Origin of the sequence: Pannonibacter anstelovis, assembly GCF_036881715.1 — a bacterium.
In the GTDB taxonomy this organism is placed as follows: domain Bacteria; phylum Pseudomonadota; class Alphaproteobacteria; order Rhizobiales; family Stappiaceae; genus Pannonibacter; species Pannonibacter anstelovis.
The window spans coordinates 135,230-156,307 of record NZ_JBAKBF010000008.1 but is presented as its reverse complement, the minus strand read 5'-3'; the positions used below and the strand labels follow the sequence as shown (position 1 = coordinate 156,307).

The following is a 21,078-nucleotide window of genomic DNA, read 5'->3' as shown; positions in this document are numbered from 1 at the left end:
GCCGCAGTGCTGAAACAGGAGTTGCCGGAATGCTGAATGCGGTGAAGGACGGCGGCGCAAAGCCGGCCATTCTGGTGATCACGTCGCAGGTGGTGCGCGGCAGTGTTGGCGGGCGTGGCGCGGTCTTCGCGCTGGAGCGTCTGGGCTTTCCGGTCTGGTATCTGCCGACCATCCTTCTGCCCTGGCAGCCGCTCGTCGGGCGCGGTCAGCGCATCGTTGCGCCGATGACGGATTTCGACGCCATCACGGCGGATCTGGCCGCGTCCCCCTTCCTGCCGGAAATCGGGGCGGTCATCACCGGCTATCTCGGCTCGCCCGAACAGGCCTCTGCCGTCGCCCGTCTCGTCAAGGCGCTGCGCAAGGTGCGTCCCGAAGTGACCTATCTGTGTGATCCGGTGATCGGCGATCTCGAAGGGCTTTATGTGCCTGAGGCGACCGCTGCAGCTATCCGCGACGATCTCGTGCCGCTGGCTGATATCTCGACGCCCAACCGCTTTGAACTGGCATGGCTGACCGGACGGCCCACTGACACCGAGCTGCAGGCCCTGTCTGCTGCGCGCCATCTTGGGCCCGAGCGGGTGGTTGTCACGTCTGCCCCGGCGTTGCGGCGCAATTCCATCTCCAACCTGCTCGTAGGCAAGCGCGGCGCCGTTGCGGCGGAGCATGCGGCCATCGACAATCCGCCCCATGGTACCGGGGATTTCTTCTCCGCCCTGTTCATGGCGCGTCTGCTGGAGGGCATGGATGAAGACGAGGCGCTGGTGCGTGCTGCCGCTTCCGTGTTCGAGCTGGTCGCCCGTACGGTGAAGCAGGAGGCCAACGAGCTGCTTTATGCCGCCGAGCAGCAGGCTCTGTGCCGCCCCATGGCGCTTGTCAGCACCCGCCGGGTGATGGAGAGCGCCGGCGCGCGATGAGCGGGCAGGACGCTCCTTTGCAGGGCAGGCTGGTTGCCGGGGTGGATGGCTGCCCTGCAGGGTGGATTGCGGTGCTTCTTGAGGAGGGCCTGACTGCGCCGCCCCAGGTTCTGGTGACGTCCCGCTTTGCAGATCTTCTGGCGCGAGAGCCACGGCTTGAGGTTCTTGCGGTGGATATGCCCATTGGCCTGCCGGACCGGATTGGCCCGGAAGGCCGGGGGCCTGAAAAGCATGTGCGCCCGCTGCTGGGCATGCGCCAGTCTTCCGTCTTTTCCGTTCCTTCCCGTGCGGCGGTCTATTGCGAGGACTACCGGGAAGCCTGCCGCATCGCGCAGGAAACGTCCGAACCGCCGCGCAAGGTGTCGAAACAGGCCTTCCATCTCTTCCCGAAGATCCGGGAACTGGACAAGGCGCTGGCTGATGAGCGGCAAGAGCGCGTGTTCGAGGTGCACCCTGAAGTGGCCTTCTGGCGGCTCAATGGCGGCGCGCCCATGAGCCTGCCGAAGAAGATCAAGAGCCGCATCAACCCGGACGGCATGGAGGAGCGCCGCGCCTGTCTGGCCGCTCACGGGCTTGAGCCTGCGTTCCTGTCACAAAAGCCGCCACGCGGGGCAGGGGCGGATGATTTTCTTGATGCCTGTGTCAATGCCATCATGGCCCTGCGCATTCTGGCAGGGCTTACCGAACCCTTCCCGAAGGATTTCGCCCGCGACAGCCGCGGCCACCGCATTGCCATCTGGGCGTGAGATGCTGCGGGCCTAAGGCTTGACCTTCGGTGCCGTTGCAACGGTGGTCAGGTCCACCAGGGGAGGCGTGTTGTCTTCGTCTTCGGAGCTGCCAAAACTCAGCCAGCGCTTGAAGAAGCCTGGCTTCTGTTCACCAGCCTGAGCATCCGATGCAAAGGCCGTTGCCGTGACATCCGCTGCGGGCTGAGATTCTGCCGGGGTTCCGGCTGCGGCTGGCGGGGTGGTGCCGTCTGCCGCCTGCCCGGCTGGCTGTGCGGCCTTTGAGGCAAACAGCCGGGCGAAGACGCCACCGGCGGGCTCCGGTGCAGCAGACGGTTCAGACGGGGCTTCTGCAACAGCGGCATCTGCCGGAGCACTCTCGGCCGGAACACTCTCGGCCTGAGCGTCTTGCGCAGCGTCCTCCGGCTTGTCGCCGCTGCCGAATTTCGGATTGACGATGGATGCGATCAGCGCGGCACGTTCCTTGGCACGCTTTTCGCGTTCAGCTTCTTCCCGGATGTTGGCCATCGCCACTTCAAAGGCCTCTGCGTCCTTCTTCTGCTTGGCTTCCACGGCAACACGGATGGCCTGCGGCACTTCATAGGCCGGGCATTTCGCCGTGGCGCGGAAGGGCACATTGGCCATCAGCGGCGTGGCGTTGAACACATACTGCTTTTCGCAGACATCGATCTTCGGCGCCAGCTTCGTCACCTCGAAGTGGTCATAGCCCACCTTCAGCATGCGCCAGAAGTCCATGTGCGGGCTGTCGTTGTGGCGCGCCATGTTCTCCGCCGTCATGCGGAAGGGGAAGGCCTGCACCTGGAAGGACCGCTGCCCGCCCTTGAAGCTGTCGCGTGCCAGCGCATAGATGTCCTCGATCTGCGGATCGGTCATGGCGTAGCAGCCGCGCGAGGAGCAGGCGCCATGCACCATCAGGTGCGTTCCGGTGCGGTTGTGCGAGCGGTCATAGGCGTTTGGAAAGCCCATGTTGAAGGCAAGGTGGTAATTGGAATTCGGGTTCATCAGCCCCGGCGTGATTTCGTAGAAACCCTCCGGTGCCTGCCGGTCGCCTTCCTTGACCTTCGGACCGAGCTCACCGGACCACTTGCAGATCTCGAAGGTCTCGAGCAGGGCAAAGCGGCCTTCCCGGGTCTGCTTCCAGACCTCAAGTGTGCTTTCTTCCTTGAAAATGCGGATCAGGATGGGGGACCGGGCGTCCATCTTCAGCTCGGTGAACTTCGCCTTGATGGCTGGGCGCACCTCGCGCAGATGCTTGGGGCCGAAGGCAACGTATTCCTCGCTGGCCTGGCATCCGGCCAGCAGCGCCGTAACGGCCACAGCGGCAAACAGGCGCATCATCTTGCGGCGGGGAGTTATCGGAAAGGCAACCATGCCCATCTGCAGTCACACCTGAAAGGAAATCCGCCTCCCTTGAGGTACCGGAGGCGTGAAGAACAACGGCGTAAGGGTAAGATGCCCCCTCATCTTCTGCAAGATGCCAGCAGGGCGCCTGATCATAAATCACCGTAGAGAAAACGGAAGGAGAGGTGCGCGGAACCCGCAAGGCAAAACAAAACCGGCGCAGGCATCCCTGCGCCGGTCTCAGAAGGCTACTTGTGCGCAGTTCTCAGAGGCTGCGGCCGATGGCGAGGAACTTGTCGCGGCGCAGCTTGCGAACCTCATCGGCGGACAGTCCCTGGAAGGACATCAGTGCCTCGTCGATGGCCTTGCCAGCCCGGTCGATGGCCGTCTCGCGGGCGCGGTGGGCACCACCTGCGGGCTCCTCGATGATGCCGTCGATGATGCCGAGTTTCAGAAGATCCTGTGCGGTGATCTTCATGTTCGTTGCCGCTTCCTGCGCCCTGGCGCTGTCGCGCCAGAGGATCGAGGCTGCGCCCTCCGGCGAGATCACGCTGTAGATGGCGTGTTCCAGCATCAGCACCTTGCTGGTGGCGGCAATGGCGATGGCGCCGCCCGAACCGCCTTCACCGATGACGGTGGCAATGTTTGGTACGCCAAGGCTGAGGCAGCGGTCGGTGGAGCGTGCAATCGCTTCCGCCTGGCCGCGCTCTTCCGCGCCAAGGCCCGGATAAGCGCCAGCCGTGTCGACGAAGGACAGCACCGGAATGCCGAACTGGTCGGCCAGATCCATGATGCGCACCGACTTGCGGTAGCCCTCGGGGCGGGCCATGCCGAAATTGTGCTTGAGGCGGGTTTCCGTATCCGAGCCCTTCTCCTGCGCCAGAATGGCGACGGACTGGCCCCGGAAGCGGCCGAAACCGGCAATGATCGCCTGATCCTCGGAGAACTTGCGGTCACCGGCCAGCGGCGTGAAATCCTCGATCAGGCCCTGGATGTAATGGGCCGCATGCGGACGGTCCGGGTGGCGGGCGACCAGCGTCTTCTGCCAGGGGGTCAGCTTGGAATAGAGGTCATTGAGGGTCTGGCTGGCCTTGGCCTCAAGGCGGCCGACTTCCTCGTCCACGTTCACCGCTTCGCCGGTCGCTGCCAGCGCACGCAGTTCCTGGGCCTTGCCGATGATGTCGGCGACGGGTTTTTCAAATTCCAGATAGCTGTGCATGAACCGTTTACCTGATGGCCGCTTCAGTCCTGCCCGGAGGAGGCTGGACCCTTCGCGCGCCGTGTGTCCCGGGTCTAATGTTGTGGCGCGACACTGGAGAGCAAGACCCCATGAGTCAAGCGCGGCTGTATCAGGAGGTTAAGGATGGTGCAAGCAATCCCCGGCAAAACCGCCGGGGCCTATCCTGAAAAGGGCAGACTTTAGCCCTTTCAACGGGCAGCTTGATCCTGCCCCGGGCCGTTGATGTTCAGCTTCGTGGCTTCGACGATCATCTGGCCGCTCGCGGTGGGCATGACGATCCGGTAGGGAATGAGCACGTCATTGCGGCCCATCGGTGCCAGCCATGCTTCCATTTGGGCCTCTTCCATCAGCTTGACGGATTCCTTACCTGGACGGTGACCGGCAATCGCCTTCCAGCGCGCGCCGCAAACGACCACAGGCCCGTCATAGCCGCGCCCGGAGACCTGCTTGATCTCCTTGTATTCCATCTGGATGTCAAAGCGGGTCCAGCCATCAAACACGGGCAGCTTGCGCTTGCAGGCTGCAGGCCCCAGCGCATCCTTGCCTGCGGCAACCGGCATCACGGCGGCGCTCAGCGGGTCCATGGCGTTTTGCTGGTGCTTCCGGGTGATTTCGATGCGGTCCGGCACCGGCTTGAAGGGAGGTGCGGCCTCCGCCTCGCGGATGTTGCCTGAGCCTTGCTTCATCAGCACGTAGAAATCGCGGTTCGCGGCCTGTGAGGCCATGGAATATTTGGATGGTACCACCTTGCCGCCCACCAGCCAGCCGGTGGCTTCCGCCCCGCCGCGTCCGGTGGAGAACAGGCTGCCGATGCCAGCCGGCTCAAGTCCGACCTTTGCCGAGTAGGCGTTGCCCTGCAGCACGATGGACATGCTGCCCTTGCCGATGACAAGACCGGCGACCGTGATGTCGTAGAGCCCGCCGATGTGGGCGGTCTTGGCGCCCGCGTCAGCGGAGGCCATGGAAACGGGCAGGGCGGCGGCGCAGGCAAGGGCGAGCGCGCGAAGGGTGGCGGGCAAGGTTCCGGCCTTTCTGCTCAATACGTATCTCGACACGTCGAACCTCCTCGGCACCTCGTACGGTGCCCGGTGATATCTTTTCCGGGCAGGAGCCGCCGCCCCATTGCTGCCTGCCTGGCGAATTCTTTCATGCGATCCCGGCGCGCCTGGTGCGCGGCAAACGGCATCATGGTGCCAATTGTTCGGCGGTATGGTAACTGCTTGGTTAATTTCCGGCATCCTGCATCGGATTTTGCAGCTTTCGCTTTCCTGAGGCGGTGAAGCCTTGACGCTGACCGCCAAGGCCAGTATAGGGAGCCAGATTTTTCCGAAATGAGCCGGTTTTGATGTTGCCGGACCTCGCGGTCCGCTCCATACCGGCTGTAACCGTACCGGGTCCCAGCGGCCCCGGCCAGTAGAAAAAGGGTGATCCAATGGCACGCCGTTGCGAGCTTTCCGGCAAGGACGTCATGTCCGGGAACAATGTTTCCCACGCCAACAACAAGACCCGTCGCCGGTTCCTGCCGAACCTGTGCAACGTTTCCCTCATCAGCGACACGCTGGGTGAGTCGTTCAAGCTGCGCATCAGCGCCCACGCTCTGCGCTCGGTCGAGCACCGCGGCGGCCTGGATGCCTTCCTTCTGAAGGCTGCCGACTGCGAGCTGTCCAACAAGGCACGCCTGATCAAGGCCGAAGTCAAGCGCCGTCAGGCTGCTGCTGCGGCCTGATACGGCCCGCTGCCGGATGAGCAAGACAAACGCCATTTCCAATGGTGATATCGCCATCGCAGTCCTTGCGATGGCGATTGTCGTTGTGGCCTCCAATTTCTTGGTCCAGTTCCCGGTTGAGGGGACGGTGGGCGGCCTGCAGCTGGCCGACCTGCTGACCTGGGGTGCCTTCACTTATCCGGCTGCCTTCCTTGTCACCGATCTCACCAACCGGCGCTTCGGCCCTGCCGCTGCGCGCCGTGTGGTCTATGCCGGTTTCGTTCTGGCTGTTGGACTTTCGGTGGTTCTGGCCACACCGCGCCTTGCGGTGGCTTCTGGCTCTGCTTTCCTGGTGGCCCAGCTTCTGGACGTGATGCTGTTCAACCGCCTGCGCCGTGCTGTCTGGTGGAAGGCGCCGATCGTTTCGTCGGTGATCGGCTCGCTGGTCGATACGCTGATCTTCTTCTCAATCGCCTTTTCGCCGCTGTTTTCCGGACTTCTCGGCTACCACGATGACTTTGCGGTCGAGAACGCGCCGCTCTTCGGTATCTTTGCCGCAGAATTGCCGCGCTGGATTTCCTGGGCTCTGGGTGATCTGACGGTGAAGCTGGCCGTGGCGCTGTTCCTGCTGGCGCCTTACCGCATTCTCTTTGCGTTCATTCGGCCAATGCAGGACGCTGCACCGGAAGCCGGTTCCGCGCCGGTCTCCCGCTGATCGTCCATCTCAATCGTCAAGCCTGAACCGCAGCAGCAGCGTGCGCTGCATCAGTGAGCGGTTGTTGTCCGACATGAGTGTCAAGACGGTGTGACCGCCCGCATCCTGGTGGACGGCCAGCGCTTCCATGTTGTCGATGTCATGCGATGGCCCGGCCTCCAGCAGGATTTCACCCTTCAGCTTCGCACCGGGGCGGATTTCGCTGGCCTTGAAGCGCCGCAGGCGCATGCCGATCCAGTCCTGCATGTTGAAGCGCCGCTCCAGCAGCAGAAGGTCGCCGCCCGGCAGAAACTCTGCATCGGTTGCATCATAATCGCCGGAGCGCTCGATCTCGAAACTGCCCGCCAAGGGCCCGCCGATGATGAAGCCGGGCAGGGTGTTCTTCGCCGCATCCGGATTGCGCTCGCCAATGGCAACGAGACCGCCCTTCAGCGGGCTGGAGAGGGCCGAGCCCGCCAGTGCCTCTGGCCCTTTGTTGCCGCGCAGCTTGCGGAAGCCTGCCGGTGTCTCCACCTGCGACAGAGCCTTGGCCTTGCCTGTGGTCAGCGGCCAGGCAAAGCGGTAGATGCGGTTGACCCGCTCGACGCTGACGAAAAGTTCGGTGCGCTTGCCATTGATGCCGAGGGTCATACCCTCGGTGTCCCAGGCCTTGCTCTTCTGCAGGATCGCGCCCTTGGGATCGAGCGCCTGAGCCGAGCGGGCGGACGTAATGGCCAGCGGGGTGCCATTTCCGTCCTGCTGCAGCTCGAAGGCGATCCAGCGCGCATCGTCGGTGACCGCCAGATAGGAGCCGCCGCCTTCCAGCGCGATCAGGGCCGAGATGCCGCCGTATTTCTTGGCCGGGAGCGTCAGGTCCAGCCCGCCCAGAAAGCTAAGCTTGCCGAACTGGCTGACATCGCTGCCGCGCTGAAACTGCGTGATGGGCCTTGTGCGGATGGACAGGCTTTCCCCGTCCTGCAGCAGCGGTGCTGCGTGGGCCTCAGAAAGGCCTGAGGCTGGCGCGAGGGCCAAAAGGATGGCGGCTGACGCCGCCAGCCAGGTCTTCTTCATGCGCGTTTGCGCCGTCCACGCTGGGGCACCGCGCCCACATTGGTGTCCTGGAACAGGTCGGCAAGCTGGTTGGTCATGGCGCCGGCCAGTTCCTCCGCATCAACGATGGTCACCGCGCGCGAGTAGTAGCGGGTCACGTCATGGCCGATGCCGATGGCAATCAGTTCCACGGGAGAGCGGTTCTCGATCTCATCAATGACGAAACGCAGATGGCGCTCCAGATAGTTGCCCGGATTGACCGACAGGGTGCAGTCATCCACCGGCGCGCCATCGGAGATCATCATCAGGATGCGGCGGTTTTCTGGCCGTGCCAGCAGGCGCTTGTGTGCCCAGTCCAGTGCCTCACCGTCGATGTTTTCCTTGAGCAAGCCTTCGCGCATCATCAGGCCAAGGTTGCGTCGCGCACGCCGCCAGGGCGCATCGGCGGCCTTGTAGATGATGTGGCGCAGATCGTTGAGGCGTCCGGGTTGTGCGGGCTTTCCGGCGGCAAGCCAGGCCTCGCGGGACTGGCCGCCCTTCCAGGCCTTGGTGGTGAAGCCAAGGATCTCCACCTTCACGCCGCAGCGCTCCAGCGTACGGGCCAGAATATCGGCGCAGGCCGCAGCCACCGTGATCGGACGGCCGCGCATGGAGCCGGAATTGTCCAGAAGCAGCGTCACCACCGTGTCGCGGAAATTCGTGTCACGCTCCTGCTTGAAGGCAAGCGGCTGCATCGGATCGGTCACCGCGCGCGTCAGGCGGGCGGTGTCGAGGATGCCTTCCTCAAGATCGAAATCCCAGGAGCGGTTCTGCTGGGCCATCAGCTTGCGCTGCAGGCGGTTGGCAAGACGGGCCACGGCGCTCTGCAGGTTGACGAGCTGCTTGTCGAGGAAGGCACGCAGACGGTCCAGCTCGGCTGCATCGCACAGGTCCTCTGCCGTCACCACTTCGTCGAAACGGGGTGTGTAGACCCGGTAGTCCGAAACGGGACGGTTGCTCAGCGGGGCTTCGCGGCGCTGGTTCTCGCCGGGCTCTTCCGCATCCGCGTCGAGGTCTTCCTGATCCATTTCCATGGAATCGGATTCGGAGGCTTCGGTATCGCCCGCCTCCATTTCCTCGCCGGTCATCTCCGTTTCCTGCGGCATGCTTTCGTCGCCGCCGGTGTCCTCTTCCGCCTCGCCGCCGGTTTCCGCGTCCTCGTTGCGGCCCTGCTCGTCGCTCTCCTCCGGATCGTCGTGCTCGTCGTTCTCGTTTCCGGCCTCATCGGCCATGTCGAGCGCCTTCAGCACGTTGCGCATCTGGCCTGCAAAAGCAGCCTGATCCTCAAACCGGGTGACGAGCCGGTCGAGATCGTTTCCGGCCTTCTGCTCGATCCAGCTGCGCCACATGTCGACAAGCTTGCCGGCGCTTGGCGGTGGCGGGGCGCCGGTCAGGCGCTCGCGGATCATCAGCGAGAGAGCGTCGACCAGCGGCGCTTCCTCGCGGCTGGCGACATCGGCAGAGCCGAGGCGGACATATTTGTCGTCCAGCATGGCGGCAAGGTTGCTGGCAACGCCGGGCATGCGGGCCGCGCCCACCGCCTCGCAGCGGGCTTGCTCGACCGCATCATAGATCTGCCGCGCATCGGGGGCCTTCGGCGCGTGGCGCTGGTGCACCTTCGCGTCGTGGCAGGCCATGCGCAGGGCCATGGAATCCCCCAGGCCGCGGGTGATCGTCAGCTCCCGCAGACCCGGCTTGCGTGCCGGCTCGGGCAGGCGCGCTGCATTAGGGGCAAGGCCCGGGCGGTCGCCGGAGAAGATGACCTCCAGTTCCGCATTGCCTGCAATGGCACGCATGGTGCCTGTGAGAGCCTGCTTGAAGGGCTCTGTGGGCGACTGCCCCTTGCCCCCGGCTCCGCTGTTGCTGCCCGGACCTGCCATTGGCTCAGCTCATGACCATGTTGATGGATGATTCCGGCAGCTCTTCACCGAAGCAGCGCTGATAGAACTCGCTCACCAGCGTGCGCTCGGTCTCGTCGCACTTGTTGAGGAAGGTCAGGCGGAAGGAGAATCCGACGTCGCCAAAGATCTCGCAGTTCTCGGCCCAGGTGATGACCGTACGCGGGCTCATCACGGTGGACAGATCGCCGTTGACGAAGGCGCTGCGGGTCATGTCGGCAAGGCGGACCATACGCGACACGGTGTTGCGGCCTTCGGCGCCCTGGAAGTGCTTGGCCTTGGCCAGCACGATCTCCACCTCGTTGTCATGCGGCAGATAGTTCAGGGTCGTCACGATCGACCAGCGGTCCATCTGCGCCTGATTGAGCTGCTGCGTGCCGTGGTAGAGGCCGGAGGTGTCGCCAAGGCCGATGGTGTTGGCGGTGGCGAACAGGCGGAAATAGGGGTGCGGGCGCAGGACGCGGTTCTGGTCGAGCAGCGTCAGGCGGCCGGAGGATTCCAGCACGCGCTGGATCACGAACATCACGTCCGGGCGGCCGGCGTCATATTCGTCGAACACGAGGGCGACGTTGTTCTGGTAGGCCCAGGGAAGGATGCCATCGCGGAATTCGGTCACCTGCTTGCCGTCACGCAGCACGATGGCGTCCTTGCCGATCAGATCGATACGGCTGATGTGGCTGTCGAGGTTGACACGCACGCAGGGCCAGTTGAGGCGGGCGGCGACCTGCTCGATATGGGTCGACTTGCCGGTGCCGTGGTAACCGGTCACCATCACGCGGCGGTTGCGGGCAAAGCCTGCGAGAATGGCCAGTGTCGTCACGCGGTCGAACAGGTAGTCCGGATCAGCTTCCGGCACATATTCGTTGGCCGTCTTGTAGGCCGGCACGCGCAGGCTGCTCTGGAAGCCGAAGACTTCCTCGACGGAGATTTCGGTGTCAGGCTTGTTGTCAGCCACAGTCTTCGTATCAGTCATCGGTCCTCCGCTGCCACGGCCGGGCCGGGGTCAGGGTCGTTGGGGGGATGCCCGCGGAACGGCGGGCTAACAGAAACCGGCTTTCTTCAGGACGTTGTAGGCCTGAATGATTTCCCGCAGGCGGTCCTCGGAAGACCGGTCACCGCCATTGGCATCCGGGTGATGCAACTTTACCAATTCCTTGTAGCGCGCCTTGATTTCGTCTCCGCGTGCCTCTCCGGGAAGATTGAGCACATCAAAGGACCGCTTTTCAAGGGCAAGTAGCTTTCTTGCGCGCGACACATGTTCGGCATTTTGCCGCGCATGGGCGCGCTGGCGGCCCGTGGCCCTCGGATCGAACCCGTCCGGCCCGTCCGCCGCCTGCCGGTTGACGCCCATTTTCCAGGTCGGGCGGTGCCCCGTGAGCGAATCCTTCTGATAGGCGCGCACCGCGTCATCGCTCATGCCGGAGAAATAGTTGTAGGACTTGTTGTACTCGCGCACATGATCGACGCAGAAATTGAAGAACATGCCCTCCCTGTCCCTGCCCTGCGGTGCGCGGTGGGTGCCGGGGCGGTCGCACCCCGGAAACTGGCAGGTCGGATAGATGTCCTCTTCGAGCCGGTCCTTGTCCGGCTTGACGCGAATGCGGTCGAAGATTTTGGAATCCAGTTTCATGCTGTGATTATGGACAGGGCTCGTGCCCGGAACAAGGTTGACCCGGGCATTAAAGGGGAGGAATGAGTATCTGAGCAGGCCTTGCGGTCCGGTGCGTGGTGCCGGTGCCACAGGGCGTGAAGCTCATAACTCACACGGGATGCCATGAGTATCAAGACCCGCATGGCCGAAAGGCTGACTTCGATCTTTTCCCCTGCTGCGCTGGACGTTCTGGACGAATCAGACCGGCACAAGGGGCACGGCGGATGGCGGGAGGGTGGCGAGACCCATTTCCGCGTCCGTATCGTGGCCGAGGCTTTCTCCGGGATGAGCCGCGTGGCCCGCCACCGTGCCATCAATGAGGCGGTTGCCGGGTTCTTTGCCGAAGGCCTGCATGCGCTGGCCATAGAGGCCCGCGCACCGGATGAACCGGACCCGCGCGCCCGTCAGGGCAGCCAGCCGGCCGGTTGACGTCTAGCGTGTTCCGCTGCCGGAGGAGGTCTGCGCCTCCCGCTTCTGCGGAGCGGGGCGCTGGTCCTTGGCCGAAAGCGGCATGACGCGCAGACGGGTGATGCGGTTCTTTTCCCGCCGCAGCACCGTGAAACGGAAGCCGTGGAAGGTGAAGATCTGGCGCTCTTCCGGGATCATCCGGGCTTCATGGATGACCAGCCCCGCGATGGTGGTCGCCTCGTCATCCGGGAGGGCCCAGTCATTGGCACGGTTGAGGTCGCGGATCGGCACCGAGCCGTCGACGATGACAGAGCCGTCCGCCTGCGGGCGCACGCCGCTTAGCTCCACATCGTGTTCATCGGCAATTTCGCCGACGATTTCCTCGATGATGTCTTCCAGCGTGACGATACCCATCACCTCGCCATACTCGTCGATGACGAAGGCGAAGTGGGACTTGCGTTTGAGGAAGGCGTTGAGCTGGTCCTGCAAGCTTGTTGTGTCCGGCACGAACCAGGGGGGCGTGGCGATCTTCATCACGTCCAGCTTGGCGAAGTCGCCGTCGGCGGCCTTCAGGGCGCGCAGCAGATCCTTTGCATGCAGTACGCCGACGAAATTGTCGCTCTCCCCGCGCCACAGCGGCATGCGGGTGTAAGGGGCAGCCAGTGCCGCATCGACGATCTTGGATACATCCTCGTCGACATTCAGGGCCATCATGCTCGTGCGGTGGACCATGACGTCGGAGACTTCCAGCTCGGCAAGGTCGAGGAGACCGCCCAGCCGGTCGCGGTCGGCCTTGACCAGCCCGCCTTCCAGGTGCTGCAGGTCCACAGCCCCGCGCAGCTCTTCGTGAGCTGAAAGGATCGAGGCATTGTCATCGACCCGGATGCCGATGGCCCGCATCAGAAGGCGCACAATCGCTTCGATGCCGATCACGATGGGACCGAAGACTGCAACGATGATCCGCACCGGGGGAGCGACAGCAAGGGCAAACCGGTCCGGGTTGGAAATGGCCCAGGTCTTGGGCATCACCTCCGAAAGGACCACAACAAGCACTGTCATGACCAGCGTCGCCAGAGCCACGCCCGCCTCGCCGAAAAGGTTGAGGAACAGGCTGGTGGCCAGCGACGAGGCCAGAATGTTGACAATGTTGTTGCCCAGCAGCAGTGCGCCAATGAGGCGCTCACGGGCCGCGATGAGCTTTGCGACGACGCTTGCGCGGCTGTCGCCCGCCTTCTCCAGCTGGTGCATGCGCGCGCGTGACGCGGCCGTCAGCGCTGTTTCGGAACCGGAAAAGAAGCCGGACATGACGAGCAGGCACAGGATTGCGCCGCCGGTGAACCAGAGGGTGGTGTCGTTCATCGCTGAAGTTTCTCCTTCAGGAATTCAAGCACGGCGGCCGGGTCCACGCCCTTTTCCACGAAGGCCTGTCCGATGCCCCGGGTCAGGATGAAGGTCAGCGCGCCGCGGCTGACCTTTTTGTCCTGAGCGATGCTGTCGAGAAGGGTCTCGGCCGGCGGCAGCTGGCCGGGGATCTGATGCATGCAGACAGGCAGGCCGACCTTGACGAGATGGGCTTCGACCCGCTCCACATCCGTCTGCGGCAGCAGGCCGAGGCGGGCGGAGAATTCATGTGCCAGCATCATGCCGATGGACACGCCCTCGCCGTGGACAAGCCGGGTGCCGTCATATTCGACCGCTGATTCCAGCGCATGGCCGAAGGTATGGCCAAGGTTCAGCAGCGCCCGCTGTCCGCTTTCCCGCTCATCGGCGCCAACAACGGCTGCCTTGGCGGCGCAGGAGCGCGCCACGGCCTCTTCACGGGCGGAGGTTCCGTCAAAGATCCCCTGCCAGTTGAGGTCGAGCCATTCGAAGAAGTCTGCATCGCCCAGAAGGCCGTATTTCACCACTTCGGCATAGCCGGCACGGAACTCGCGGTCCGAAAGCGTGTCGAGAATGGCCGTATCCGCCAGCACAAGGGCCGGCTGATGGAAGGCGCCGATCAGGTTCTTGCCATGGCGGGAATTGATGCCCGTCTTGCCGCCGACGGAGGAATCCACCTGCGACAGCAAGGTGGTCGGCATCTGGATGAAAGTCATGCCCCGGCGCACGGAAGCTGAAACGAAGCCGGCGAGATCCCCCACGACGCCGCCGCCAAAGGCAAGAACCGCGTCGCCGCGCTCCAGCCGTGCGGCCAGAACCTCGTCGCACAGGCGCTCGAACTGGGCATAGCATTTGGTCTGTTCGCCCGGCGGCACGGTGATGACCGTGTGCTCTAGCCCAGCGGCCTTCAGGCTGGCCGACAGCGCGGGCAGATGGGTGCGGGCGACGGTCTCATCAGTGATGACGGCGAGCCGGGCTCCCGGCATAAGCGCCGCGATGCGTGCACCTGCGCTGGCCAGCACATCCCGGCCAATGACGATATCATAGGAGCGTTCGCCCAGATCAACGGGCACAGTCACCGGCTCTGCGGCAGCCTCAAGTCTGTCAGCCATTTTGGCCCTCTTTGCTGTTCGTTCCGTCTGTGCGCAGGTTCAGATGGCTTTCGACAGCCGAAATCACGTCTTCCATCACCACTTCATGCGGTACTTCCCGGGACCAGACCGTGGTGTCAGCCAGGGCATAGACCGGCTCGCGCTTTTCCAGCAGCTGGCGCATGGTGCCTTCCGGATCGGCATTTTGCAGCAGCGGGCGCGTCGGGCGCTTGCGGACCCTCACCATCACGGTGGCAAGATCAGCTCTGAGCCAGACAGACACGCCGTTGGCCTTGATCGCGTTGCGTGTCGCCTCGCTCATGAAGGCGCCGCCGCCGGTGGCCAAGACCTGCGGACCCTGCTGCAGAAGGCGGGCGATCACTTTTTCCTCGCCGCGGCGGAACTCCGGCTCGCCGTGCAGGGCGAAAATCTCGGAGATCGTCATGTTGGCTGCCGTCTCGATTTCGGTATCGGCATCGACGAAATCAAGGCCCAGGCGCTGGGCGAGGCGGCGCCCGACGCTGGATTTGCCGCAGCCCATGATGCCGACAAGCACGATGGAGCGGTTTCCAAGGGCGGCGACGATCCGGGCCGCACGTGCGTCCTTCACCTGTATGCCCGATGCGGCTGCGTTCACCTTGGCCCTCCTTGAACGGTTCATGAAGCGCCTTTTAACATATTCCGGCAAAAAACAAGCGGCTTGCTAGGGAAGCTTGCCTGCCGCAAAAAGAAAGGCGAGCCGTTGCCGATTCTCCTTGCCGGTTCTCTGGGGTTCTTTGCCGTGCCGACCTTGACCCGTCTGATCCTGGTTCTGGCCCTTCTGGGCGCAGCTGGCTATGGCATCGTCTATTCGCTGGCGAACTTCGTTCATCCGAGCGAGCGGGAAATCACCGTGCGGGTGCAGAAGGACGGCTTCGCCCGCTGACGGGCGGCTAAAAGGGTGCAGCCCGCATGGACAGCAGCATCGAAGCCTTTCTGGAAATGATCGCAGCCGAGCGGGGGGCCGCGCTCAATACGCTGGAAAGCTACCGGCGCGATCTGGAAGATTTCGCCAGCTTTCTGGGCTCCACCGCGCCGCAGTCCGCTGCTCAGGAGGATATCTCCGCTTATCTCGGGGATCTGGCAGGCCGCGGTTTCGCGCCGTCCTCGCAGGCGCGGCGGCTTTCGGCCCTGCGCCAGTATTTCAAGTTTCTCTATGCCGAGGGCATGCGTGCGGATGATCCGACCCGCACGCAAGGGGCGCCGAAGCGGCGCCAGTCCCTGCCCAAGGTTCTCTCCGAAGACGAGGTGGACCGGCTGATCGAAGCCGCGCGCAGCTCCACTGATGCGGTGCAGGCAGGGGACGGCGAGGATGCGCAGACTGCCGCCAGCCGCCGCCTCAGGGCAGCGCGGCTCTATACGCTGCTCGAAGTGCTCTATGCCACGGGCCTGCGTGTGTCCGAACTGGTGGCCCTGCCGGTCAAGGCGGCTCAGCGCGATGCGCGGCTCATCGAAATCAAGGGCAAGGGCGGCAAGGAACGGCTCGTGCCGCTGAGCCCAAGGGCGCAGGCGGCGATGAAGGATTATGTGGCCCTGCGCACTGCGGCCGGCGCCTTCACGGCCAGCCCCTGGCTGTTTCCATCCTACGGCGAAAGCGGCCACTTCACCCGTCAGGCCTTTGCCCGCGACCTGAAGGCGCTCGCCGCTTCCATCGGCCTGGATGTGCAGAAGGTCTCGCCGCACGTGCTGCGCCATGCCTTTGCTTCGCATCTCCTGCAAAACGGCGCGGACCTGCGCGTTGTACAACAGCTGCTGGGCCATGCGGACATTTCCACAACGCAGATCTATACCCATGTCCTCGACGAGCGCCTGCAGGCGCTCGTCGAAGCCCATCATCCGCTGGCGAAACGGTAAAGGGGTGAGGGTTCACCTCGGCATCAAGGCCCAATAGTCGAAGTCCAGCACCACGTTGTCCGCATAGACGCCATCTTCCGTGGCATAGGGGAAGTCTGCGCAAGGTGTGTTTCTGGTGGCGACGAGCCGCAGGCGCAGTGCACCTACATCCTCCCGTCCCTCGATCGCCGCCGCATCGATCACTTCCGACCATGCATAGACCGTATCGCCTGCAAACAGCGGAGCTACGTGGCGCCCGGCATTGATGGCGGCGATATGGAAGGCGGCCCCCAGCCCGTTGAAGGAAAGGGCACGCGCCAGCGAAATCACGTGGCCGCCATAGATCAGCCGCTTGCCGAAGCGGCCCTTGCCTTCCGTGTGCTGGTTGAAATGTACCTTCGCGGTGTTCTGGTAAAGCCGTGTGGCGAGCTGGTGCTCGGCCTCTTCCACCGTCATGCCGTCCACATGGTCGATCCGCTCTCCGGGCACATAGTCGCCAAAGCGGAAGCGGCTGCCAGCCAGATCATTGTCCCAATTGGCCGTGTCGAGCAGCGGCACCGCATCGCCAAGAGCATCCGGCGCGATACTCTCCGGCAGGGTCGGGACGACAGGCGCCGGTGCCGGATTGCCCGGATCCCGCTTGTTGACCATGACCCAGCGCACATAATCAAGGACTTCGGTGCCATCAGATTTGTAGCCGGTGGAGCGCACATAGACGACGCCGGTCTTGCCGTTGGAGTTTTCCTTGAGGCCGATCACTTCCGACACGGCCGACAGCGTATCGCCGGGGTAGACGGGGGCCAGGAAGCGCCCCCCTGCATAGCCGAGGTTTGCCACGGCATTGAGGGAAATGTCCGGCACCGTCTTGCCGAAGACGATGTGGAAGGTCAGCAGGTCGTCGATGGGTGCGGCGGGGTAGCCCAGTTCCTGCGCAAAGGCGCCGGAGCTTTGCACCGCAAAACGCGGGCCGTAGATGGCTGTATAGAGAGCCACGTCACCCGTGGTCACCGTGCGCGGAGTCGCGTGGCGGATCACCTGCCCGATCCGGAAATCCTCGAAGAAATTGCCCGCGCTGGTCTTGCTCACGTCCTGCCTCCCAAATCATTGGATCTGCGGATGATTAAGACCGCTGCCCGGCTTCGGGGCAAGGACAACCTTGGTTGAAGGCCCGGGGAAAGTGCTGGCGCACCGGAGGGCAGGCATGGGCTTGGCGGCAGCACACCCTGCCTTTATAACCGCCTTCCGCGCCGCACATTGGAGCCTGCCGGATGGCAAGGAGCATGACTGACATGGCACACGAGTTTCCGCAGGACCTGATTGACGGGTATGGCCGCTATCTCCAGAAGGGCTATGTCCGCTTCCGCGAGCAGCAGGAGCAGCTGGCGATCTATGGCCAGAAGCCCGAGGTGCTGGTCATTTCCTGCTGCGACAGCCGGGTCGCGCCGGAAGGTGTATTCCATGCAGGTCCCGGTGAGCTTTTCGTGGTGCGGAACGTTGCCAATCTGGTGCCGCCCTTTGAGCAGACCGAAGGCCAGCACGGCACCAGCGCCGCGCTGGAATATGCCGTGCGCGTTCTTAAAGTGAAGCATATTGTTGTCATGGGACATGCCAAATGCGGCGGCGTGCAGGCGTTCCGGCAGAATGCCAATGCACCGCTGGCCACGGGCGAGTTCATCGGCCGCTGGATCAAGCTGCTGGAGCCGGCAGCCATCGCCATGGCCTGCATGCCTGTGGACCGTCTGGATGATCCGCAGCTGGCGATGGAATATGCGGGGGTCCGCCAGTCCCTGAAGAACCTGCGCACATTTCCCTTTGTCGATCAGGCCTGCAATGAAGGCAACCTCAAGGTTCACGGCGCCTGGTTCGATATCGGCAGCGGTGAGCTGCGGCTGATGGACCCTGAAACCGAACGGTTCGAGACCTGTGCCGGCTACGAGATCATTGAACCCGCGCAAGGCTGATGCTGCCGGAAAAAAGAATAGGAAAGGGCAGGGGCGGAAAACCGCCACCTGCCCTTCTGTCTTTAGCGCTGTCCTGATTTCAGCCCTTGGGTGATACCAGCACGAGGCTCCAGAATACCTTGTATTTGGATGAGGGGCTGTAGGCGGTGGCAATGCCCATGCGTGTCACCCGCTCGTCCAGCATCACCTTGTTGTGGGTGGGGGATTCACGCCAGCCGGAGAAGGCCTCTGCCAGCGTGCGGTACCCGGCGCTGACATTCTCCACACCATAGGACTTGCTCTCGCCGATGGCATTCAGCCGGTTCTTCAGCTGGTTCTGCGGGTAGAGTGAGGCACGGATGTCATCCGCCGCAGCGATGACCCTTGCCTGCTGCTGGGCAAGGGTAATCAGAACCGGGTCCGCCACGACGCGGCCGCGTCCGTTGTTCTCCCGGTACTGGGAAATCATCTGCTGGGCCGTCGCCTGATCGACGATAGCGTTCACCCGTGCCAGATCCCGGTAATAAGGCGGGACGTCAGCCGGTGTTCTGCTCTGGCATCCAGCCAGTAGCAGAGCGCCGCCCAGCATCATCGAGCCTGTCAGGATCTCACGCCTGGAAGCGATTGCTTCCTCATCAAAGTGCATGTCTTCGCCGCCTCTTGTCCGGTCGCCCCGCAACCCGCCGAATCGTATGTGCACATTAGGCCTGAAATCCAGCGCCGGGCGATAGACGGCGCGTGGAATGCTCAACACTTAATATATTTCAGGTTGCACACCTGTAATTTTTTCCGATCGGCCTCGCCAAAGAGCGGGTTTTCCGCTGGATGCTTCTGGAAAATTAAGCAAATCATGTTTCATATTGCCGCCAAGACCGCCACCCGGAATGAGCGGCCGGAAAAAGACAACTCAAGGCAATTGCGGGGCAGCTACTTGGGATCGCCAACTGAAGAACCAATCAAGGTACTTGTTGCCGATGACAGCGCAACGGTGCGCAAATTCATCGAGCGTGCGCTGCAGTATTCGGGGTATGACGTTTCGATCACTGCAGCGGCAGACGGGAAGGAAGCCGTTGAGCTTCTGAGCAAAAACGCATTCCAGATTGCCTTCCTTGACATCAACATGCCGCAGCTCAACGGCGTTGAAGTCATGGCGGCCATTCAGGTGATGGGCTCCAAGACTTTCGCCGTCTCCATGTCCGACGGACTGGATGAGGCGGCAGAGTCCAAGCTCAAGAATTTCGGTGCCTACGACTTTCTCGCCAAGCCCTTCACTGCGGCTCAGGTCAAGCATATCCTGGATGTCTTCCAGGCGATCAGCACGCCCTTCGATGTCCTGATCGTGGATGACTCGGCGACCGTCCGCAAGATCGTGCGCAAGGTGCTCGAGCGCTCGATCTTCAAGCTGAACATCGTGGAAGCAGGAGATGGTGCTGCCGCCATCAAGCTGGTCAGCGAGAAATCCTACCGGGTGATCTTCACCGACTTCAACATGCCGAACATGACAGGTCTGGAGCTTGCAGAGCGGCTTTCGACGGTGGCGCGCGGCTCGGACGTAATTCTGATGTCCACCGAATACAACGACACGCTGGATTCTGCTGCCGAGAAGGTGCGGGCCCGCGCCTTCCTGCGCAAACCCTTCTATCCGGCCGATGTGGACAGCATCCTGCACCACCTCTTCGGCCTGCGCCACTCGCGCTTCTCCAAACAGGTGCGCATGTTTGCCATGACGTGATGCGGGCCGCCGGAGGGCAGCCCGCTCACTGATTGACCGGCTTCAGCGCTTGCCCGCCTCCAGCACATCCTCAAAGGTGCGCAGGCCCGGAACAGGCGAATTGACCAGAACAGCCATGTTGCCCGGCGCATGCTGGTTCTTCCACATCTTGGTGTGGGCCTTGGGGATCTGGTCCCAGCCGAACACTTCCGACATGCACGGGTCGATACGCCGGTCGATGACGAACTTGTTCGCCTCCGAGGCCTGCTTCAGATGGGCGAAGTGTGAGCCCTGAATGCGTTTCTGCCGCATCCAGACATAGCGGGCATCGAAGGTGATGTTGAAACCCGTCGTGCCCGCGCAGAAAACCACCATCCCGCCGCGCTTGACGACGAGGGCCGAGACCGGGAAGGTCTGCTCGCCCGGATGCTCGAACACCATGTCCACGTCATTGCCTTTGCCGGTGATGTCCCAGATGGCCTTGCCGAACTTGCGCGCTTCCTGCGTCCAGGTGTTGAATTCCGGCGAGTTGACCTTTGGCAGCTGGCCCCAGCAGTTGAAATCCTTGCGGTTGATCACGCCCTTGGCGCCCAGCGACATGACGTAATCCCGCTTGTCCTCATCCGAGATGACGCCGATGGCATTGGCCCCGGCGGCTGCCGCCAGCTGCACGCCGAAGACGCCAAGGCCGCCCGAGGCGCCCCAGACCAGCACGTTCTGGCCGGGCCGCAGCTGGTGCGGCGCATGGCCGAACAGCATGCGGTAGGCGGTGGCCAGCGTCAGCGTGTAGCAGGCGGCCTCTTCCCAGGTCAGGTGCCTGGGGCGGGGCATCAGCTGCTGGGACTGAACGCGGGCGAACTGGGCGAAGGAGCCGTCCGGCGTCTCGTAGCCCCAGATGCGCTGGGTGGGCGAGAACATCGGGTCGCCGCCGTTGCATTCTTCGTCGTCGCCGTCATCCTGATTGCAATGGATCACGACCTCATCACCGACCTTCCAGCGCTTCACCTTGGAGCCGACGGCCCAGACAATGCCCGAGGCATCGGAACCGGCAATGTGATAGGCGCTCTTGTGGCTGCCGAAGACGGAGATGGGTTCGCCGAGTGCAGCCCAGATGCCGTTGTAGTTGACGCCTGCCGCCATGACGAGAACCAGAACCTCGTGGCTGTCGAGCGTCCAGGTCGGCACCACTTCCAGCTTCATGGCCTCTTCCGGCGGGCCGTGGCGGTCCTGCCGGATGGCCCAGGCATACATCTTCTCCGGCACATGGCCGAGCGGGGGTATTTCGCCGATTTCGTAAAGATCCTTCAAGGGTGTGTCCCCCTTCGTCAGATTGTCATTTGCCTCAGATGCGGCCTGCGATGCTGCCTGTGCCACGGTCGCCATGGGTGTCCTCCTCCA

22 protein-coding genes are annotated in these 21,078 nt (G+C 63.2%); 9 read left to right on the top strand and 13 right to left on the bottom strand.

The window, feature by feature from the left end; genetic code table 11:
- Nucleotides 1-29: 29 nt before the first annotated feature.
- Together pdxY and V6L75_RS13875 are read left to right on the top strand one after the other, a co-directional pair.
- The gene (gene pdxY, locus V6L75_RS13880) at nucleotides 30-914 is read left to right on the top strand and encodes a pyridoxal kinase (RefSeq protein ID WP_334252087.1); all 885 of its coding nucleotides are present in this window, start codon (nucleotides 30-32) and stop codon (nucleotides 912-914) included.
- Nucleotides 911-1,660 carry a DUF429 domain-containing protein gene (locus tag V6L75_RS13875; RefSeq protein ID WP_334252086.1) on the top strand — a complete coding sequence of 250 codons (750 nt, stop codon included), beginning with the start codon at nucleotides 911-913 and terminating at the stop codon, nucleotides 1,658-1,660. Before pdxY ends, V6L75_RS13875 begins: the two co-directional genes overlap by 4 nt.
- A 12-nt stretch (nucleotides 1,661-1,672) precedes the next feature.
- On the opposite strand, the gene V6L75_RS13870 is transcribed toward V6L75_RS13875, so the two are convergent.
- The 3 genes from V6L75_RS13870 to V6L75_RS13860 form a co-directional block, all read right to left on the bottom strand.
- On the bottom strand, nucleotides 1,673-3,031 hold the full coding sequence (locus V6L75_RS13870) for a L,D-transpeptidase family protein (RefSeq protein ID WP_334252085.1): 1,359 nt from the start codon (nucleotides 3,029-3,031) through the stop codon (nucleotides 1,673-1,675).
- Nucleotides 3,032-3,266: 235 nt separating this feature from the next.
- Nucleotides 3,267-4,220: an acetyl-CoA carboxylase carboxyltransferase subunit alpha gene (locus V6L75_RS13865; protein WP_334252084.1), complete on the bottom strand. Its 954-nt coding sequence runs from the start codon at nucleotides 4,218-4,220 to the stop codon at nucleotides 3,267-3,269.
- A gap of 209 nt (nucleotides 4,221-4,429) precedes the next feature.
- Entirely contained in the window at nucleotides 4,430-5,296 is an 867-nt protein-coding gene (locus V6L75_RS13860) for a DUF3108 domain-containing protein (RefSeq protein ID WP_334252083.1), read from the bottom strand.
- A gap of 377 nt (nucleotides 5,297-5,673) precedes the next feature.
- Between V6L75_RS13860 and rpmB the strand changes: the two genes are divergently transcribed.
- Both rpmB and V6L75_RS13850 read left to right on the top strand, forming a co-directional pair.
- Nucleotides 5,674-5,967, top strand: coding sequence for a 50S ribosomal protein L28 (rpmB, locus tag V6L75_RS13855; protein ID WP_334252082.1), 294 nt, complete (start codon nucleotides 5,674-5,676; stop codon nucleotides 5,965-5,967).
- A 16-nt stretch (nucleotides 5,968-5,983) separates the two neighbouring features.
- Nucleotides 5,984-6,661: a queuosine precursor transporter gene (locus tag V6L75_RS13850; protein ID WP_334252081.1), complete on the top strand. Its 678-nt coding sequence runs from the start codon at nucleotides 5,984-5,986 to the stop codon at nucleotides 6,659-6,661.
- Between the two features lie 9 nt (nucleotides 6,662-6,670).
- Here V6L75_RS13850 and V6L75_RS13845 read toward each other — a convergent pair whose 3' ends face one another.
- From V6L75_RS13845 to V6L75_RS13830, 4 genes are all read right to left on the bottom strand, one after another.
- The gene (locus tag V6L75_RS13845; protein ID WP_334252080.1) at nucleotides 6,671-7,711 is read right to left on the bottom strand and encodes an esterase-like activity of phytase family protein; all 1,041 of its coding nucleotides are present in this window, start codon (nucleotides 7,709-7,711) and stop codon (nucleotides 6,671-6,673) included.
- Nucleotides 7,708-9,609 (bottom strand): cobaltochelatase subunit CobT, encoded by a 1,902-nt coding sequence (gene cobT / locus V6L75_RS13840; protein ID WP_334252079.1) that lies wholly within the window; start codon nucleotides 9,607-9,609, stop codon nucleotides 7,708-7,710. The genes V6L75_RS13845 and cobT overlap by 4 nt, the downstream gene beginning before the upstream one ends.
- Before the next feature lie 4 nt (nucleotides 9,610-9,613).
- Nucleotides 9,614-10,600, bottom strand: coding sequence for a cobaltochelatase subunit CobS (gene cobS / locus V6L75_RS13835; RefSeq protein ID WP_019965378.1), 987 nt, complete (start codon nucleotides 10,598-10,600; stop codon nucleotides 9,614-9,616).
- Nucleotides 10,601-10,666: 66 nt separating this feature from the next.
- Nucleotides 10,667-11,257, bottom strand: coding sequence for a J domain-containing protein (locus tag V6L75_RS13830; protein ID WP_334252078.1), 591 nt, complete (start codon nucleotides 11,255-11,257; stop codon nucleotides 10,667-10,669).
- Between the two features lie 144 nt (nucleotides 11,258-11,401).
- Here V6L75_RS13830 and V6L75_RS13825 point away from each other — a divergent pair, with 144 nt between their 5' ends.
- On the top strand, nucleotides 11,402-11,707 hold the full coding sequence (locus V6L75_RS13825; RefSeq protein ID WP_334252077.1) for a BolA family protein: 306 nt from the start codon (nucleotides 11,402-11,404) through the stop codon (nucleotides 11,705-11,707).
- Nucleotides 11,708-11,710: 3 nt separating this feature from the next.
- Here V6L75_RS13825 and V6L75_RS13820 read toward each other — a convergent pair whose 3' ends face one another.
- The 3 genes from V6L75_RS13820 to V6L75_RS13810 are packed head-to-tail and all read right to left on the bottom strand — an operon-like array spanning nucleotide 11,711 to nucleotide 14,794.
- Nucleotides 11,711-13,045, bottom strand: coding sequence for an HlyC/CorC family transporter (locus V6L75_RS13820; RefSeq protein WP_334252076.1), 1,335 nt, complete (start codon nucleotides 13,043-13,045; stop codon nucleotides 11,711-11,713).
- On the bottom strand, nucleotides 13,042-14,178 hold the full coding sequence (gene aroB / locus V6L75_RS13815) for a 3-dehydroquinate synthase (RefSeq protein ID WP_334252075.1): 1,137 nt from the start codon (nucleotides 14,176-14,178) through the stop codon (nucleotides 13,042-13,044). Before aroB ends, V6L75_RS13820 begins: the two co-directional genes overlap by 4 nt.
- Nucleotides 14,171-14,794, bottom strand: coding sequence for a shikimate kinase (locus V6L75_RS13810; RefSeq protein ID WP_334252074.1), 624 nt, complete (start codon nucleotides 14,792-14,794; stop codon nucleotides 14,171-14,173). The genes aroB and V6L75_RS13810 overlap by 8 nt, the downstream gene beginning before the upstream one ends.
- Before the next feature lie 105 nt (nucleotides 14,795-14,899).
- Here V6L75_RS13810 and V6L75_RS13805 point away from each other — a divergent pair, with 105 nt between their 5' ends.
- Nucleotides 14,900-15,082, top strand: coding sequence for a hypothetical protein (locus V6L75_RS13805; RefSeq protein WP_334252073.1), 183 nt, complete (start codon nucleotides 14,900-14,902; stop codon nucleotides 15,080-15,082).
- Between the two features lie 26 nt (nucleotides 15,083-15,108).
- A complete protein-coding gene (locus V6L75_RS13800) occupies nucleotides 15,109-16,050 on the top strand; it encodes a site-specific tyrosine recombinase XerD (protein ID WP_334252072.1) in 942 nt (313 codons plus the stop codon).
- A gap of 12 nt (nucleotides 16,051-16,062) precedes the next feature.
- Here the strand turns inward: V6L75_RS13800 and V6L75_RS13795 are convergent, their stop codons facing one another.
- Nucleotides 16,063-17,115 carry a MaoC family dehydratase gene (locus V6L75_RS13795; protein WP_334252071.1) on the bottom strand — a complete coding sequence of 351 codons (1,053 nt, stop codon included), beginning with the start codon at nucleotides 17,113-17,115 and terminating at the stop codon, nucleotides 16,063-16,065.
- Between the two features lie 194 nt (nucleotides 17,116-17,309).
- Between V6L75_RS13795 and V6L75_RS13790 the strand changes: the two genes are divergently transcribed.
- Complete coding sequence (locus V6L75_RS13790) at nucleotides 17,310-17,990, top strand: carbonic anhydrase (protein ID WP_334252070.1); 681 nt, start codon at nucleotides 17,310-17,312, stop codon at nucleotides 17,988-17,990.
- A 79-nt stretch (nucleotides 17,991-18,069) separates the two neighbouring features.
- Here V6L75_RS13790 and V6L75_RS13785 read toward each other — a convergent pair whose 3' ends face one another.
- Nucleotides 18,070-18,615: a CAP domain-containing protein gene (locus tag V6L75_RS13785; RefSeq protein ID WP_334252069.1), complete on the bottom strand. Its 546-nt coding sequence runs from the start codon at nucleotides 18,613-18,615 to the stop codon at nucleotides 18,070-18,072.
- Nucleotides 18,616-18,900: 285 nt separating this feature from the next.
- Here V6L75_RS13785 and V6L75_RS13780 point away from each other — a divergent pair, with 285 nt between their 5' ends.
- Nucleotides 18,901-19,701 (top strand): response regulator, encoded by an 801-nt coding sequence (locus tag V6L75_RS13780; RefSeq protein ID WP_334252068.1) that lies wholly within the window; start codon nucleotides 18,901-18,903, stop codon nucleotides 19,699-19,701.
- A 42-nt stretch (nucleotides 19,702-19,743) separates the two neighbouring features.
- On the opposite strand, the gene ccrA is transcribed toward V6L75_RS13780, so the two are convergent.
- Nucleotides 19,744-21,063 carry a crotonyl-CoA carboxylase/reductase gene (gene ccrA, locus V6L75_RS13775; protein WP_019965390.1) on the bottom strand — a complete coding sequence of 440 codons (1,320 nt, stop codon included), beginning with the start codon at nucleotides 21,061-21,063 and terminating at the stop codon, nucleotides 19,744-19,746.
- Between the last annotated feature and the right edge of the window lie 15 nt (nucleotides 21,064-21,078).